General features: G+C 68.3%; 15 protein-coding genes. 8 read left to right on the forward strand and 7 right to left on the reverse strand.

Annotated features, from left to right (window positions below; all coding sequences use genetic code 11):
• The first annotated feature begins 9 nt into the window (after window positions 1-9).
• From ACSUZC_RS00125 to ACSUZC_RS00140, 4 genes are all read left to right on the forward strand, one after another.
• Window positions 10-939, forward strand: a complete 930-nt coding sequence (locus ACSUZC_RS00125; RefSeq protein ID WP_439030933.1) for a ferritin-like domain-containing protein — start codon at window positions 10-12, stop codon at window positions 937-939.
• Window positions 939-2,492, forward strand: a complete 1,554-nt coding sequence (locus ACSUZC_RS00130; protein WP_439030934.1) for a flavin-containing monooxygenase — start codon at window positions 939-941, stop codon at window positions 2,490-2,492. The genes ACSUZC_RS00125 and ACSUZC_RS00130 overlap by 1 nt, the downstream gene beginning before the upstream one ends.
• Before the next feature lie 68 nt (window positions 2,493-2,560).
• Entirely contained in the window at window positions 2,561-3,439 is an 879-nt protein-coding gene (locus tag ACSUZC_RS00135; protein ID WP_439030935.1) for an alpha/beta hydrolase, read from the forward strand.
• A gap of 7 nt (window positions 3,440-3,446) precedes the next feature.
• Entirely contained in the window at window positions 3,447-4,277 is an 831-nt protein-coding gene (locus ACSUZC_RS00140; protein ID WP_439030936.1) for an SDR family NAD(P)-dependent oxidoreductase, read from the forward strand.
• 41 nt (window positions 4,278-4,318) lie between these two features.
• Here the strand turns inward: ACSUZC_RS00140 and ACSUZC_RS00145 are convergent, their stop codons facing one another.
• From ACSUZC_RS00145 to ACSUZC_RS00160, 4 genes are read right to left on the reverse strand one after another with little or no spacing between them, the layout of a single operon-like run.
• Window positions 4,319-6,004: a dipeptide ABC transporter ATP-binding protein gene (locus ACSUZC_RS00145; protein ID WP_439030937.1), complete on the reverse strand. Its 1,686-nt coding sequence runs from the start codon at window positions 6,002-6,004 to the stop codon at window positions 4,319-4,321.
• Window positions 6,001-6,876 (reverse strand): ABC transporter permease, encoded by an 876-nt coding sequence (locus ACSUZC_RS00150; protein ID WP_439030938.1) that lies wholly within the window; start codon window positions 6,874-6,876, stop codon window positions 6,001-6,003. Before ACSUZC_RS00150 ends, ACSUZC_RS00145 begins: the two co-directional genes overlap by 4 nt.
• Window positions 6,873-7,868, reverse strand: coding sequence for an ABC transporter permease (locus ACSUZC_RS00155; RefSeq protein ID WP_439030939.1), 996 nt, complete (start codon window positions 7,866-7,868; stop codon window positions 6,873-6,875). The genes ACSUZC_RS00150 and ACSUZC_RS00155 overlap by 4 nt, the downstream gene beginning before the upstream one ends.
• Window positions 7,865-9,502, reverse strand: coding sequence for an ABC transporter substrate-binding protein (locus tag ACSUZC_RS00160; RefSeq protein ID WP_439030940.1), 1,638 nt, complete (start codon window positions 9,500-9,502; stop codon window positions 7,865-7,867). Before ACSUZC_RS00160 ends, ACSUZC_RS00155 begins: the two co-directional genes overlap by 4 nt.
• A 272-nt stretch (window positions 9,503-9,774) precedes the next feature.
• On the opposite strand from ACSUZC_RS00160, the gene ACSUZC_RS00165 reads away from it, so the two are divergent.
• The gene (locus ACSUZC_RS00165) at window positions 9,775-11,145 is read left to right on the forward strand and encodes an LLM class flavin-dependent oxidoreductase (RefSeq protein ID WP_439030941.1); all 1,371 of its coding nucleotides are present in this window, start codon (window positions 9,775-9,777) and stop codon (window positions 11,143-11,145) included.
• Window positions 11,142-12,347 carry an acyl-CoA dehydrogenase family protein gene (locus ACSUZC_RS00170; protein WP_439030942.1) on the forward strand — a complete coding sequence of 402 codons (1,206 nt, stop codon included), beginning with the start codon at window positions 11,142-11,144 and terminating at the stop codon, window positions 12,345-12,347. Before ACSUZC_RS00165 ends, ACSUZC_RS00170 begins: the two co-directional genes overlap by 4 nt.
• 82 nt (window positions 12,348-12,429) lie before the next feature.
• On the opposite strand, the gene ACSUZC_RS00175 is transcribed toward ACSUZC_RS00170, so the two are convergent.
• Both ACSUZC_RS00175 and ACSUZC_RS00180 read right to left on the reverse strand, forming a co-directional pair.
• On the reverse strand, window positions 12,430-12,837 hold the full coding sequence (locus ACSUZC_RS00175; RefSeq protein WP_439030943.1) for a DUF4190 domain-containing protein: 408 nt from the start codon (window positions 12,835-12,837) through the stop codon (window positions 12,430-12,432).
• Window positions 12,838-13,463: 626 nt separating this feature from the next.
• Entirely contained in the window at window positions 13,464-13,643 is a 180-nt protein-coding gene (locus tag ACSUZC_RS00180) for a hypothetical protein (RefSeq protein WP_439030944.1), read from the reverse strand.
• 111 nt (window positions 13,644-13,754) lie between these two features.
• Between ACSUZC_RS00180 and ACSUZC_RS00185 the strand changes: the two genes are divergently transcribed.
• Window positions 13,755-14,276 carry a peptidylprolyl isomerase gene (locus ACSUZC_RS00185; RefSeq protein WP_238423645.1) on the forward strand — a complete coding sequence of 174 codons (522 nt, stop codon included), beginning with the start codon at window positions 13,755-13,757 and terminating at the stop codon, window positions 14,274-14,276.
• Window positions 14,277-14,485: 209 nt separating this feature from the next.
• Window positions 14,486-15,199 carry a rhomboid family intramembrane serine protease gene (locus tag ACSUZC_RS00190; RefSeq protein ID WP_439033221.1) on the forward strand — a complete coding sequence of 238 codons (714 nt, stop codon included), beginning with the start codon at window positions 14,486-14,488 and terminating at the stop codon, window positions 15,197-15,199.
• Between the two features lie 196 nt (window positions 15,200-15,395).
• Here the strand turns inward: ACSUZC_RS00190 and ACSUZC_RS00195 are convergent, their stop codons facing one another.
• Window positions 15,396-15,899: a PH domain-containing protein gene (locus tag ACSUZC_RS00195; protein WP_439030945.1), complete on the reverse strand. Its 504-nt coding sequence runs from the start codon at window positions 15,897-15,899 to the stop codon at window positions 15,396-15,398.
• Window positions 15,900-15,910 lie beyond the last annotated feature (11 nt).

Below are 15,910 nucleotides of genomic sequence, written 5' to 3' on the forward strand. Positions count from 1 at the left end.
AGTGGGGTCGTGACGAATCTGAATCTGGCCGACACGCTGGCCACGATCAAAGCGCGTCAGTGGATGCTCAGCGACATCGACTGGGATGCTCCCGGAGCGGATCTCATCCGCGAAGAGCAGCGGGACGATCTCAAGGCGTTCATGTCCGATCTCATGTGGATCGAGCACGTGGGCGCCCGCGCCTTCGCGGGTCTGGCGCTGCACGCGCCGACCGAGGAACTGAAGGAGATCTACCGGTACTTCCACGCCGAGGAACAGAAGCACGCCAACGCCGAACTCGCACTGATGAAGCGGTGGAACCTCCTCGAGGAGGGTGAGATCCCGCTGCCGGGTGTGATGATCTCGCATTCGCTGGACACGATGGACAAGATGGCCGACACCGCGCCGTTCGAGTACCAGGCCACCATCATCCCGATGCTGGAGGTCGCCCTCGACGGTGCCCTGCTGAAGTTCTTGACCGACGAGGTCGAGGACCCGTTGCTGAAGGTCGTCCTCAACAAAATCAACAACGACGAATCCCGCCATCTCGCAGTGGGTTTCCACGTGATGGGGATGCTGTCCGGAGCGCGGGCCCGACGTACGGCGCTCGTGTTGTTCAAGCTCGCCTACAGCATGCGGGTCGTGTCACTGCGGAGCGTCATCGCCACACTCCCCATCATCGGGAGCATGCGCGAAGAGCTGTATGCCATGGGACTCGACGGCGACCGGCTCTCGGTCGCGATGGACCGTTATCGCAAAGCGGGCGAACGGGATCCTCGGCTGGAGTCGAACCGGTACTACAAGATCGTCCGCGGATACTCGCGGCTGGTGATGGAACGGCACCCGGTGTGGTCTCGCATCGAGTCCGCGATGATCGGTTACGCGAACCGGATTCCCCGCCACAAGTGGCCGACCCGCCCGACGTGGTCTCACGAGCTGACGTATCGGACCACCGACTGATGTCGGCGGCGAACGGGGTGGGCGACGACGAGGCGGGCGACCGCGTGTTCACGGTTGCGGTGATCGGCGCCGGCTTCTCGGGCATCGGGGCCGCGATCAGGCTCCGCGAGCGAGGGATCGACGACTTCGTCGTGCTCGAGCGCGGTGACGAGGTCGGCGGGACCTGGCGGGACAACGTGTATCCGGGTGTGGCGTGCGATGTTCCGTCCCTGCTCTACTCGTACTCGTTCGAACCGCGGACCTGGAGCAAGCTGTATGCGGACGGCGCCGAGATCCAGGACTACATCCTCGACGTGGTCGACAAGCGCGACGTGCGTCGCTTCGTGAGGTTCGGTCACGATGTGTCGTCGCTGAGATTCGGCGAAGACGACGGCATCTGGCAGATCACGACGAATCAGGGTGTGTTCCGTGCGCGGAACGTCATCGCCTCCTACGGGCCCCTGGCCAATCCGGCGTTACCTCCGATCGACGGCTTGACCGAGTTCGGGGGCGAGGTCGTCCATGCGGCGCGATGGAATCCCGATCAGGACCTGACGGGGAAGACCGTCGCCGTCATCGGAACGGGATCGACAGCTGTACAGCTCATTCCGCAGGTGGCCCGGCGGGCGGGGAAGGTCGTCGTCTATCAGCGCACGCCGGGGTGGGTGCTACCGCGCTACAACGTGGACACTCCGACGGCCGTCGCGCGCTTGTTCGCCGCCCTGCCCGTCCTCCGACGACTCACCCGATCGGTTCTGTTCGGGGTCACCGAGCTCAGTGCCCTCGGACTCGTGTGGAACACGGTGCTGACATCGATCCTGTCGCTGGCGGGCAAGATCTTCTTGCGGTCACAGGTGAAGGACCCGTGGCTCCGACGACTCCTCACCCCTGACTTCCGGCCCGGATGCAAACGCATGCTCGTCTCCGACGACTATCTGCGCGCGCTCCAGGCCGACAACTGTCAGCTGGTGACCTGGCCGATCGCGCGGATCGGGGAGTCGGGGGTCATGACGTGTGAAGGCGTCGAGCACCGGGCGGATGTCATCATCTGCGCCACCGGGTACGAGGTCACGAAGACCTCCCCGCCGATCGAGATCGTGGGCAGAGGAGAGCGGTCCTTGAACGAGGAGTGGGCCCGTGGCGCCTTCGCCTACAAGAGCGTCAACGTGTCCGGGTATCCCAACCTGTTCTTCACTTTCGGCCCCAACGCCGGACCGGGCCACACCTCGGCGCTGGTGTACATGGAAGCCCAGATCGACTACGCGGTCGAGCTGATCTCGGTGATGACGAACCGGCGTCTCACCTGGCTGGATGTCGATCCACAGGCGCAGGCGGACTACAACGCCCGGTTGCAGGAACGACTCGCCGGGACCACGTGGAACAGTGGTGGATGCCGCAGCTGGTATCTCACCGAAGACGGGTTCAACGCGACGATGTACCCCGGCTTCGCCACGACGTTCCGGAAGATGCTGGCCGACATCGACCTCCACGATTACGTGGCCACGGGGGACCTCGACCTCGCGATCGCCGGCCGGGCCGGCGCACACACCACGGACGGGGCCGACCTGCGGTGACCCTGCCCATCGCCTCCGCCCCAGCGCGGCGAGAACAGATGTTGACGCGCCTGACCATACGACCGCTCATGCGACGACTTCCGCTGTCGCCCATCGGTGTTGCCGCTCTACGCGCGATCGTCGCCGCACCCAGCACACTCGACCGGGTGGTCCCGGGCACCCTGATCGAGCCGGTACGCAGCGGTGCGGTTCGGGGCGAATGGGTTGCGGCGCCGGGCGTTCGACGCGACGGTCCGGTCATCCTGTACGTGCACGGAAGTGCCTTCGTGCTGCTCTCCGCCCGCAGCCACCGGGCGCTGGTGTCGCGGTTGTCGGATCGCACCGGACTGCCGGTGTTCTCGGTCGACTACCGTCTCGCGCCGGAATACCCGTTCCCGGCGGCCGCCGAGGATGTCCGGGCCGCATACGACTTCGTGCTCGGACGGGCCGGCGTCGACCCCGACGAGGTGATCGTCGCCGGTGACTCGGCCGGAGCGCATCTCGGCATCGACCTGACGTCAGAACTCGCCCGTTCCGGGTCGCGCACACCCGCGGCCCTCGTCCTCTTCTCCCCGCTGATCGATCTGACGCTGGCGCTGGCCAGCGAGCAGGAGAAGCTGACCCCGGATCCGCTCATCACCGCGGCGGACTGCAGACGGTTGATCGACCTGTACGTCGGTGACACCGATCCCACCGACCCGCGGCTTGCGTTCACGTTCGACGACGTCGACGGGTTCCCGCCGACGTTCATCCAGACCGGGGCCAACGAGATGCTGCAGGCCGACGCGAGGCACCTGCATCGATCGCTCTCGGCGACCGGGGCGGCCAGCACCCTGCAGGTGTGGCCCGGTCAGGCGCACGTGTTCCAGGCCTCGACGCGGATCCCCGAGGCGGCAGCCGCGTTGCGCGCGGCAGCCACCTTCATCACCGAGGTGCTCGCGAGCACCTCGACCACGCAGCGAGGATGACACGCACATGTTTGTGAATCGGGCCATCTCCAGATCGTCCCGGGCGGTCGTCACCGGTGCGGGAAGCGGCATCGGACGGGCCTTCGCGCTCGAACTGGCGCAACGCGGCGGGGCGGTGATCTGCGCCGACCTCTCGTTGGACCGCGCGCGTGAGACGGTCGCGCTGGTGGAGCGAGCCGGAGGCTTCGCGCGGGCCGTCGAGTGCGATGTCGCGCGCTACGGCGACGTCGAGGCATTGGCGAGCGCGGCGCAGCAGTACTTCGGCCAGAACCCCGACCTCGTCGTCAACAACGCCGGGGTCGGGGCGGGCGGTCGTAGGGTCGGTGACATCGGCCTCGACGACTGGAACTGGGTGGTGGGTATCAACCTGTTCGGGGTGATCCACGGGTGCGAGGTGTTCGCACCCCTCCTGCGGACACAGTCCCGGGCGGGGATCATCAATGTCGCGTCGGCGGCGGCGTTCAACTCGGCCCCGGTGATGGGGCCCTACTGCGTCAGCAAGGCCGGGGTCATGTCCCTCTCGGAGACGCTGGCGGCCGAGATGGCGGGCACCGGAATCGCGGTGACCGTGGTCTGTCCGACGTTCGTCACGACCAACGTCGCCCGCGACGGACGCATCGCCCCCGGCCCGGCGGAGTTCGCCGCCAAGCGGGTCGAGAAGGGAATGGCACCGGAGGTCGTCGCCCGAAAGGCCCTCGACGCCAACGATCGGGGTCGTCTCTACGTGATGCCCCAGCTCGACGCGAAGATCGCCTGGCGCGCCAAGCGGCTGGCCCCGGGTGCGGTCACCCGCGTGATGGCGCTCGGCACCCGGGTGATGGGCGCAACCGGCCCCTGAGTGACGAAGGTGCGGGTGCCGGAGCCGGCACCGTGCGCGACTCAGCCGACCTCGATCCGTGGTACCGCGGCGAGCAGCTCCCGGGTGTACGGGTGCTGTGGATCGTCGAAAACGGCGTCGGCGGAGCCGTATTCGACGATCTCCCCGGCTCGCATGACCGCGATGTCGTCGCTGACGTGGTGGATCACGCCGAGATCGTGGGAGATGAACACCAGCGCCACCCCGGTCTCGGCCTGCAGACGGGCGAGCAGGTCCAGGATGCGCGCCTGGATGGACACGTCGAGCGCGGAGACCGGTTCGTCGCACACGATGACGGTGGGCCTGGGTGCCAGCGCCCGGGCGATCGCGACGCGCTGACGCTGTCCACCCGACAGTCGGGACGGATGCCGGTGTCGGTACTCCTGCGGCAGACCCACCTGGTCGAGGAGTTCGGTGATGCGCTGCTCGACGTCGGTTCGTTCGTCACGACTGCCGACCCGGATGCTGTCGGAGAGAATACGTTCGACGTTCCACCGCGGGTCGAATGAACTGAGCGGGTCCTGGTAGACGACCGAGATCAGGTGCCGTGACTCGCGGCGCCGGGCGTCGCTGAGCACCGACCACGGGCGGCCGTTGAGTTCCACTGTGCCCGAATCGGGCTCGGTGAGGCCGAGGATGATCCGCGCCGTCGTCGTCTTGCCGGAACCGGATTCGCCGACGATGCCGAGGGTGCGGCCGGGCGCGAGATCGAAACCGACGCCGGAGACCGCCGCCCTGGGCGTGGCGTTCCTGCCGCGGAAGGACTTGTGCAGATCGCGAACCCGCAGCGCGGGTGCGCCATCGCCGGCAGGCGGCGCCGGTGCGTCGAGATGTTCGCCGCTCACGAGCAGTGTGCCCTTCGAACTCCGCGACGGTATCGCCGCGATGAGGCTGCGCGTGTACTCGTGCTGGGGCGAGGTGAGGATCTCCGTGGTGTTGCCGTACTCGACGATCTCACCGGCCCGCATGACGGCGACGCGATCGGCGAGGCGCGACACGACGGCCAGATCGTGGGAGATCAGGATGATGCCGTTGCCCCGTCGCTTCGCGTCGGCCAGGACGTCGAGCACCTGCGCCTGGACCGTGGCGTCGAGAGCGGTTGTCGGCTCGTCGGTGATGACCAGCTTCGGGTCCTGGGCGAGGGCAGAGGCGATCAGGGCCCGCTGCCGGAGACCACCCGAGAGTTCGTGGGGCCGCTGTCGGGCGCGCACTCGCGGTTCGGGGACGCCGACGAGATCGAGGAGCTCGATGACGCGCTCTTCCCGCAGCGCCCGCCTCAGGCGTCGGTTCGACGATCTCCCACGTGCGTGCGCGGCGAGCGACTCGCCGATCTCACTGCCCACTGTGCGGAGCTGGTCGAGCGACACCAGCGCGTCCTGGAGGACGAAACCGATCTCCCGGCCCCGGATCGCGCGCCACTGGCGGTCGGTCAGCCGGCGGAGGTCACGGCCGTCGAATCGCAGTGCCGCGGCGTCGACGTGGGCGCCCTCGCCGGTCAATCCGATGAGGGTGCGTGCGGTGACCGACTTCCCCGATCCGGATTCGCCGACGATCGCCAGGCATTGCCCGGCGTCGACCCGGAACGACACCCCGCGCACGACCTCCTTGCCGGCGAACGAGACCCGCAGGTCACGCACCTCGGCGAGAACGCTGTCGGTACCGGGACGCGCGAGTTCGGTGGTCACGCCGTCCCGTGTGTCGACGGTCATCGGCGGTCTCCTTCCAGGCGTTGGCCGAGGTGGCGGCCGACGGTCGTGAATGCCAGTGCGACGACGACGATCACGAGGCCGGGGAAGATCTCCAGCCACCAGGCGACGGTGATGTACGTACGGCCGGCGTCGAGCAGTGCGCCCCACTCGGGTGCCGGTGGCGGTACACCGAGGCCGAGGTAGGCGAGCCCCGACGCCCAGATGATCGCCTGGCCGACGCCCAGCGTGACGGTCACGATCATCGGCCGCAGGGCATTGGGGGCTATGTGCTGCAGGAGGATTCGTCCACGCGAGTGCCCGAGGGCGGTCGCGGCCTCGATGTACGGGGCGTTGCGGACGGCCAGTACCTGCCCGCGGACGATGCGCGCGTATCCGGGTGCGATGCCGATCCCGATCGCCAGGATGAGGGTGTACTGGCCGGGTCCGAACACCGAGGTCAGAAGCAGTCCGAGAAGCACGGTGGGGAAGGCGAACATCACTTCGATCCACCGGTTCGCCAGGACATGCGCGACGCGACCCGACAATCCGGCGGCAAGTCCGAGGACGACCGCGAGGACCGACGCGAGCGCGACCGCGCCCAGTCCGATCAGCAGGGACTGTCGAGTGCCGGCGATGATGCGGCTCAACAGGTCTCGCCCGGAGAGGTCGGTGCCGAACGGGTGTGACCAGCTCGGTGGTTGCAGCGTGGCGTCGAGGTCGACGGCCAGCGGGTTGTACGGCGCCAGCAGGTTCGGGGCGATCGCGGCCACCGCGAGCAGGACCAGCACCACCCCCGCGGCGAGGACACCCGGTGAGGGCCGGGGGCGGGGACCGCGGACCGCGGCGACGACCTCCGGGGTCGCGCCCGGACGTACCGGATTGGTGAGGGTCATGGGACCTCGATCCTGGGGTCGATGACGGTGTAGAGGAAGTCCACCGCGAGGTTGGCGATCGTGTAGACGAAGGCCACGAACAACACGATGCCGCTCACGAGGGGGACGTCACGGGCACTGGCAGCCGCGACGAGCGTCTGACCGATCCCGGCCCGGGCGAAGACGGTTTCGGCGATCACCGCACCGGACAGCAGCGCGCCCATGGCCCATCCGGACACCGTGACCGCCGGGAGGACGGAGTGCCGCAACACATGTCGGTACCGCACCGCGAGATCGCCCAGGCCTCGGCTGCGAGCGGTGAGTACGAACGGCTGGTCGAGGGCACGGGCGAACTCGTCGCGGGCGATCTGTCCGAGGAACCCCGACAGGGGAATCGCGAGTGTCAGGACCGGCAGGACGAGTCCCCACAGCCCGCTGCCGCTCTCGACCGGGAACCACCCCAGGTTGATGGCGAACACCACCAGGAGGATCGATCCCACCCAGTACTGGGGGAGGCCGGCGCTGATGGTCTCGATCAGTGATCCGGCGGCACCCCCCGCGCCGCGCCGGCCCGCGGTGAGCGTCGTCAGGACGATCACGAACAGCCAGGCCACGACCAGTGCGGTGAGGGTGAGGACGAGTGTCGGCCCGACCTGGTCGGCGATGACCTCGGTGACCGGTTGCTGGAGCTGGTAGGAGATCCCGAGGTCACCGCGCAGGAGACCGCCGAGGTAGTGCACGTACTGGGTCCACACCGAGTCGAGGAAGCCGTACTGGTCGTTGATCGGCGCCAGTTCGTCGGGTGTGCGCTCCCGGCTCTCACCCGACGACAGGTTGAGCAACAGGGTCGCCCGGTCGCCCGGGGCGAGGACCTGCAGCAGGAACGTGATGGACGCCGCGGCCCACAGCACGAACACCGCGGACCCGATCTTGCCCGCCCAGCGCGTCAGGCCGCGTGGGGCACGCGCCTGTCGCCGGACCGGTGCGACGGTCGCATCGTCGATCAGGGTCATCGCACGAACCTCGCATCCGCGAACACCGGTTCGCCCTGTGATTTCTCGATCCAGACGTCGTGCAGGCGGGGTGAGACCGCCAACGACGTCGTCTGCGTGTAGAGGCCGATCGACAGCGCCTGGTCACCGATGAGGCGCTGCGCATCGCGGTAGAACACCCGCGCCTGCGCGGGATCCGACGACGCGTTGCCCTGTTCGATCAGGCTCTGCAGATGCGGATCGTTGTAGTACGCGGTGTTGTGGGGGTTGGGGCTGTCCGGAAGCCGTTGCCGCCAGTTGATGTACAGCAGGCCCGGCGTGGGACTGGTCCAGTACCCGACGTACGCGTCGTACGTCGGGGCCTTGACGTACTGGCCGCCGAAGTAGGCGCTCTGGGTCGCCGGGACGAGCCGGATGTCGAAACCCACCTCCCGCGCCTGGTGGGCGACGGCCTGCAGGATCGCCGCGCCCTCGGGCCCGACGATCGCGTCGGCGGCGTACACCAGCCGGGCGGTCAGTCGTCGACCGTCCTTGGTGCGGATACCGTCCTCGTCGCGACCCGTCCACCCGGCCTCGTCGAGAAGCGCGCCGGCCGCGGCCGGATCATGCGGATAGTCACCGGCTTTCGGATCGTAGTCGGGCGTGCTCTGGCTCAGTGCGCCGTTGGCGTTGTAGGGCACGACGCCGAGGAACGCCGTCTCCACGGCCTTGCGCCGGTCGGCCGAGTAGGCGAACGCCTGACGGACCCGCACGTCGTCGAACGGCGCGTGGTCGACGTTGAGGGTGATCGCATTCGGCCGGCCGGGGGTGACGTAGCGGCTGACCTGGTACTTGCTGGTCGCGTCGGCCCAGTTGATGGTCGGGACGTTGTAGATCACGTCAGACGACTCGCTGCGGAGCGATCCGTAGCGGAGTACCGGATCCTTCAGGAACTTCCAGATCAGCTTGTCGACGTGGGCCGGCCCCTGGTTCCGCGCGTTCGCCGGGGGTGAGTTGTAGTTCGGATTCCGCACGAAGGTGATGCTGCGGTTGCGATCCCAGCGTTCGATGATGAACGGGCCCGATCCGACCGGAGAGGTGCAGTTCTCCTTCGGTCCGCGCGCCAGGGCGGTAGGGGATTGGATTCCGAAGTAGCCCTGGGTGAGAACGGTGAGAAGGGGCGAGTACGGCGACTTCAGGTTCATCCGGTAGGTGAGCGGCCCGAGCGCCTCGTCGGAGTCGAAGTACTTGCCGATATAGGACACCACGGTGCCGTTGGGCCGGTCGGGATTCAGATACGACGCGAACGTCGACCGCACGGCTTCGGCGTCGAGCGGGGTGCCGTCGCTGAACCTCACCCCCGGCTTCAGATGGAAGGTGTAGGAGCGGCCGTCAGGGGAGACTTCCCACCTGGTCGCCAGCCAGGGGACCACTCGGCCGGAGTCGTCGAGTGAGACCAGATTGTCGAGGTACTGGCGTGCGAGGTAGGCGTTCTGGACCCACCCGCCGTGGACGCACGGTGGCTCCTGCTCGTGCCCGTAGGAGATGGTCCCGCCGGAGACGAACTGTCCCTGGGTCGCCGGAACCCCGGTGGACGTGCCGTCGCCGGTCCGAGGCTGGGCGCACCCGGCGATGAGTGCCGCGCAGGCGAGCGCGATCCCGGTGGCTTGCAGCACCCGGGAACGCCGACTCCCCTGCAACACAGATGTTCTCCGCAGCACAGACTTCTCCTCAGACAGCGCAGATTACGGACGCCACCGGTGACGGGGCCTCCGTCGTGACCACACACGACGGTGCCCGGGTCGGCGTCAGGACGCGAATCACCACAACGTAGGGCGTGCCGGGCGCGTCGGGCATCACTTGAGGCCAGCGTGATCCGAAGTCGTCGGATGTGCGTGGTCATCCGTAACGTCGCGCTGTGTCCCACGTCTCGCGATCAGGAGCAATCATGTCCGCGCCACCTCTGAACTTTGCCGCGTTCGTCATGAACACGACGTCTCACATCCTGCACGGGGCGTGGCGCGCACCGGAAGCCCGGCAGCATCGGTTCAATGATCTCGATCACTGGATCGATCTCGCGAAGACGTTGGAAGAGGCCAGGTTCGACTTCATCTTCTTCGCCGATGTGGTCGGGTTGTACGACGACTACCAGGGGGACTGGAAGAAGTTCGTCGACTCCGGGCTGCAGATACCCAGCAACGACCCACTCGTGCTCGCGTCCGCAATCGCCTCGCACACAGAACATCTCGGCATAGCGATCACCAGTTCCATCCTCCAGGAACATCCGTTCGACTTCGCGCGCAAGATCTCCACACTCGATCACCTCAGCAAGGGGCGGATCGCGTGGAACATCGTGACCAGCCTGTCGGACAACGCCTGGCGCAACTTCGGATACGACGGCATCACCAAGCACGACGACCGGTATGCGTGGGCCGACGAGTACGTCGACGTGGTCTACAAACTGTGGGAGGGCTCGTGGGACGACGGGGCACTCATCCAGGACAAGGACGCGGGACTGCACGGTGACTACGACCGCGTCCACAAGATCAACCATGTCGGCGAGCGATACCGCGTCGAGGGTCCGCATCTCGTGTCACCGTCACCGCAACGCACCCCGGTGCTCTTCCAGGCGGGATCCTCACCTGCCGGACGCCGGTTCGCCGCCCGCAACGCCGAGGCACAGTTCATCCTCTCCCCGTCGCCGGACGCGGCGCGTGAACTCATCACCGACACCAGGCGTCTGGCCGCTGAGGGCGGCCGGGATCCGCACGAGCTGAACTTCTTCCAGGGTCTGTCGTTCGTCGTCGGGAGCACCGAGGAGGAGGCCGCGCGCAAGTCGGGTGAACTCGACGAACTCATCGACCCGAGCACGATCATCGCCCACTCGGCGGGCGGGATCGGTGTCGATCTCGGTCATTACGACCTCGACACCCCCATCGGCGACATCCACACCGAGGGTTCCCAGAGCTTCCTGCTGTGGTTGCGCGAGGCCGTGCCGGACCGTGAGCCCACGGTCCGCGATCTCGCCCAACTGCGCAGCCGGACAGGGCGGGTCGTCGGGACCCCCGAGCAGATCGCCGACCGTCTCGCGCAGTGGCGCGATGCCGGCGTCGGCGGGATCAACGTCATCAATGCGACGATCCCGGGCAGCTACATCGAGTTCGCCGAGCATGTGCTTCCCGTGTTGCGGGAGCGCGGGCTCGCCAAGCGCGACTACGCCGAGGGCACGTCGCGCGCCAAGCTCACCGGACAGGATCGCCTGCCGGACACCCACCCCGCTTCGCGCTACCGTGGCGCATTCGCCGAGGTGCCGGCATGACCGCGGCCGCACGTGTGGTGACCGACCGTCGTGACGTGCTCGCCGAGATCGCCGCGGGCGCCGCCGAACGCGAACGGCTGGGCCAGGATCCGCGTGAAGCTGTGGCGCTGCTCCGCCGGTCACGCCTGACCGCACTGACCCTCGACAGCAAGGCAGGTGGCGGCGGGGCGGGCAGCGTCGAACTCTTCGAGTTCATCATCGACCTGGCACGCGCGGACCCGATCGCCGCGCACATCCTGCGCTCTCATTACTGGTTCGTCGAACAGGTGGAACGCCTGCCCGTGGGACCGATCCGGACCCGGTGGAGCGAACGGGTCGCCGCCGGCGCGATCATCGGCAACGCCTCCAGTGAGAGGGGTGTGACGGCCGGCTCCCGGCAGTACGCGACACAACTGACCCCCGACGGGAACGGCTGGCGGCTTCGCGGCGAGAAGTTCTACAGCACCGGAACGGCTTTCGCCGACTACGTGGCCGTGCTGGCGGTGGCCCCCGACGCGTTGCGCCCACGATTGGTGAAAGTCGTCGTCCCCGTCGACCGCGAGGGTGTCGACGTCGTCGACGACTGGGACGGGATCGGTCAGCACCGAACAGGAACAGGCACGACGCTGCTGAACGACGTGCGCGTCACCGCCGACGACATCCTCGAATTCGTCGACCTGGCCGGCGAGGACACCCCGCCCGTGGCCAACGACGGCCCGCTCCTGCAGTTGTTCCTGCAGGCGCTGATCGCAGGCATCCTCCTGTCGGTCGCCGACGACGCGGTCGGGCTGCTCACGTCACGCTCCCGGACCTTCGAGCACGCGCCGTCCCCCACACCGCGTCTCGACCCGATCCTGCTGGAGAGCATCGGCGAGATCGACGCCACCGCGCACGTGGCCCGCGACGCGGTGCTCTCGGCCGCGCGGCAGGTGGAGACCGCGAACGCACTGGCACGCCGCGGGGTGATCGATGTCGAGCAGTTCGCGCAGGCGTCGCTCGCCGCGGCCCGGGTCAAGGTCCACGTCGATCGGATCGCTCTGCCGGCGGCGGCCGCGCTCTTCGACGTCGGAGGCGCGTCGTCGGCGAGTCGTACCCGCAACCTCGACCGGCACTGGCGCAACATCCGCACGATCACGCTGCACAACCCGACGTCGTACAAAGCGGTGGCCATCGGTGACCTCCGGGTCAACGGCACACCGCTGCCCGGCAACGGCTACTTCTGATCACCGGGGTCGGCGCTGTGGCGTCCGCCCTGGAAATACTCTCGGCCATGCCGTGGACGCACTCGACCGGGACCCGTCGGCGTCAGGCGACGAACAGTATCCAGCCGTAGACGATCAACCCGAAGACGAAGACTCCGAGATACGCCCAGCCGACCCAGATGGCTGCGGTGGCGAAGGGGAGACCCGCCTCGCGACGCTGCCGGATCTGGGTGCGGGCGCGGTAACCGAGTACGAGTCCGACGACGAAGGTGATCCCGAGGATCGACAACGCCAACGCCCACAACGCCGTCCGGTTGATACGCGGACCGGCACCGGACTGTGGAGCCACGTTGTCCTCCGGATTCGTGCTGGTGGATGGGTGTGCTGAATACGCCTGTGTCGCCGGGGTGAAGCTCGTCGGGGTGTCGTTGCCCGTCGGCCGGTCGTCGACACGAGTGGGATCGACGCCGGGCCGATCAGTGGGATCGGCCAGCACCCCGGCGCCGGCCACGGTCTGCTGGGCGCGGGCATCCGACCCGGGGCCATCCTGACCCGGCCGGACGACATCTGCGGGCGCGCCCGGTCGGTTTCCTTGCGCGCCAATGCCTTTCCCGAGCGGAGGACCTGCAGGGCCCGGCCGCTGCCCGGGCGGCGGCCGACGTCCGGGAGGTCCGGCGGGAGCCGGGGGCCGCGGGCTGGAACCACCCACCGGCCCGTCCGGGATGGGACGAGCACCCCCCGGCCTGGGGCCGGGAGGTCCCGCGGACGGTCCGGGACCGCCGGTGCGTGCGGGAACAGGAGCGCGAGGACCGGACTGTGGGGGACCGGGCCGTGATCGCGGCCCGCCCGGCCCCGGTGGCGGGGCGAAACCCGGCCGCGGTCCGGGACCCCCGGCGTTCTGGCGATCCGACGGTCGAGGCGGAACCGGGCTGCTGACCGGCGCGTTCGGGACCCGCTCCCAGGGCGCCGGGCTCCCCGACACCGTGGGGGGTTCTGGCGTCGACCGCGAGTCGCGGCCACGCTCGTCCGCACCACCGGACCGGGTCGGCTGGTTCGGAGAGCGCTCGTCGTCAGAGGTCACGGGTCCAAATTACCCGTCGGTGGTGAGACGGTCGGGTGCGGATCGACGGCCGGGGGTCACGACGCCTGCGACTCCGTGCTCTCCGCGAGCGCTTCGCGGACCTCTTCGATGCGCGGGACGGTCGGGGACACCGGTGCCACCACGCGTCGTGCGCGACGCACGACGACGGCACCGATACCGGCCGATACGGACGCCACGACCACACCCAGTGCGGCGAGCAGATAGTTCTTGGGCATGGCCCAAGAGTGCCAGCCGGTGTGCGACGGTGCCACCCCGCCCCGGGCACGTTTGCGCACCTCGGCAACATCACGGATCACCCGAACACGGGCAAGTGGTTGGATGGAGACATGACTACACAGAAAACCTCCGCAGTCATCCACACCAATCGCGGCGACATCAAGGTCGACCTGTTCCCGAACCACGCACCGAAGACGGTCGAGAACTTCGTCGGACTCGCCGACGGCAGCAAGGAGTACAGCAAGCCGAACGCGTCCGGCGGCAACTCCGGCCCGTTCTTCGACGGTTCGGTGTTCCACCGGGTCATCTCCGGGTTCATGATCCAGGGCGGCGACCCGACCGGAACCGGCACGGGCGGCCCGGGCTACCAGTTCGGCGACGAGTTCCACCCGGAGCTCCAGTTCGATCGCCCGTACCTGCTCGCCATGGCCAACGCGGGCCCGGGCACCAACGGCTCGCAGTTCTTCATCACCGTCGGACCGACCCCGCACCTCAACCGCCGCCACACGATCTTCGGTGAGGTCACCGATCCCGCGTCGCAGCAGGTCGTCGATGCGATCGCGACCACCTCCACCGATCGCGGCGATCGCCCGCTCGACGAGGTCGTCATCGAGAAGATCGAGGTCAACTGACCTTTCCGGAGCACACCGCCCCGCACGGGGCGGTGTGCTATCGGCATCCCGACCGTCCCACCGGCCTGTCCTGCAGCCGCTGCGGACGGCCGGCGTGTCCTGAGTGCTTGCGTCCGGCGTCAGTCGGGCAGCACTGTCTCGAATGCCTACGCAACGACGGGGTCCAGCGGACACCGTCGTCGGCGGGTCCACGAATCGGCGTCCGCACGATGGCGCCCACCCGCGGTGCTGCTACCCAGCCGTATGCGACCTATGCGCTCATCGCGGCGAATCTGCTGATCTTCGCGCTGTGCGTCCTGCAGGCCGGGGTCGGTGATCCCGGTGCCGCGTCGATCTTCAGCGCAGGCGACCTGCTGAAGAGCGACGTCGCCGCCGGCGAGTACTGGCGGCTGCTCACAGCAGGATTTCTCCACTTCAGCGTCATGCACGTCGCCGTCAACATGCTCTCGCTCTACATTCTCGGGCGCGACCTCGAACTCGCCCTGGGAGTCGCCCGGTACCTGGCGGTCTATGTGATCGCGCTGCTCGGGGGCAGCGCCGCGGTCATGCTGTTCGAGGACGACCGCGCACTCACCGCCGGGGCGTCCGGAGCCATCTACGGGCTCATGGGCGCGATGCTCGTGATCATCCTCAAGGCCCGCGTCTCGCCGGTCCCGGTGCTGCTCATCATCGGCTTCAACGTGGTGCTGTCGTTTTCCCTACCGGGCATCTCCGTACTCGGTCACCTCGGTGGGCTGGCCTTCGGTGCTGCCGCCACGGCCGCCATCGTCTACCTGCCCGACGCCGTCCTGCCGCCGGGGCGTCGGGATCCGCGGTCGGCCGGCCGCGTCGGCTGGATCGCCCTCGCGGCACTCCTGGTTCTGGCGTTGGGCCTCGGTATCGGCGCAGGTGTCACCTACGACGGCCTGACCTACATCCGCTGACCCGGCCCTGCTCTGCTCCCTGAGGTGTGAGCGAAGTGAAAGACCTGCCCCTGCTCCCTGAGGTGTGAGCGAAGCGAGCCTCGAAGGGCCTCGTGAGATAGCTCGCAAGAGCCGTTGGTGGCTCGTCGCCAGCGCTCCTGGCACCTCGGGGATCAGAAGAGTCCCGTCGCTCTCGCGCCGCAGGGACCCGAGGGGACTACCCCTCGTCGACGACGAAACCCGCGTCGCGCAGGTCGTCGGCGACCGTCAGGAGATCGGTACCGAGATCCCACCGGCTGAAGACGACGAGCCGCGTGTCCTCGCGGGGCATCCCGTCTCTCTGATTCGCCGGCGTCGCCGACGCACCTTCGGGGAGTACGTCGAACTCCAACTGCCCGACGCGGCGGCCCACGCGTCTGATGGACAGCAATCGGATCCGCTCGATGTTGCCTCGCGAATACGTCCGGGGACCGCGGAGGGTGCGGATCATCAACGCGGGTACCGGCCCGTCGGTGATCGCCAGGCGCGGACGCACCCGGAGGGTGTAGGCGCCGAGGACCGCCAGGAGCAGGCCGGCCACACCCATCAGGACGGCCCCGGCCGGATCGCCGGTGACGACGACCGCCGCGACGATCAGGATCACCCCGCCGACGCAGCCGGCGATACCCGCCCCGACAGGGGTGGCCCAGGCGTGTGTGTACGAATCCGGCGAGTTATCCACAGGGGTTACTC

It is taken from the genome of Gordonia terrae, from assembly GCF_051789125.1.
GTDB classification, from domain to species: Bacteria; Actinomycetota; Actinomycetes; order Mycobacteriales; family Mycobacteriaceae; genus Gordonia; species Gordonia terrae_A.

Coding starts and splice junctions, on each gene's coding strand:
- ACSUZC_RS00180 (WP_439030944.1), bottom strand. CDS start 13,643: ATGCCCAAGAACTATCTGCTCGCCGCACTGGGTGTGGTCGTGGCGTCC.
- ACSUZC_RS00165 (WP_439030941.1), top strand. CDS start 9,775: ATGTCCGCGCCACCTCTGAACTTTGCCGCGTTCGTCATGAACACGACG.
- ACSUZC_RS00145 (WP_439030937.1), bottom strand. CDS start 6,004: ATGACCGTCGACACACGGGACGGCGTGACCACCGAACTCGCGCGTCCC.
- ACSUZC_RS00185 (WP_238423645.1), top strand. CDS start 13,755: ATGACTACACAGAAAACCTCCGCAGTCATCCACACCAATCGCGGCGAC.
- ACSUZC_RS00135 (WP_439030935.1), top strand. CDS start 2,561: ATGCGACGACTTCCGCTGTCGCCCATCGGTGTTGCCGCTCTACGCGCG.
- ACSUZC_RS00190 (WP_439033221.1), top strand. CDS start 14,486: ATGGCGCCCACCCGCGGTGCTGCTACCCAGCCGTATGCGACCTATGCG.
- ACSUZC_RS00155 (WP_439030939.1), bottom strand. CDS start 7,868: ATGACCCTGATCGACGATGCGACCGTCGCACCGGTCCGGCGACAGGCG.
- ACSUZC_RS00130 (WP_439030934.1), top strand. CDS start 939: ATGTCGGCGGCGAACGGGGTGGGCGACGACGAGGCGGGCGACCGCGTG.
- ACSUZC_RS00140 (WP_439030936.1), top strand. CDS start 3,447: ATGTTTGTGAATCGGGCCATCTCCAGATCGTCCCGGGCGGTCGTCACC.
- ACSUZC_RS00150 (WP_439030938.1), bottom strand. CDS start 6,876: ATGACCCTCACCAATCCGGTACGTCCGGGCGCGACCCCGGAGGTCGTC.
- ACSUZC_RS00170 (WP_439030942.1), top strand. CDS start 11,142: ATGACCGCGGCCGCACGTGTGGTGACCGACCGTCGTGACGTGCTCGCC.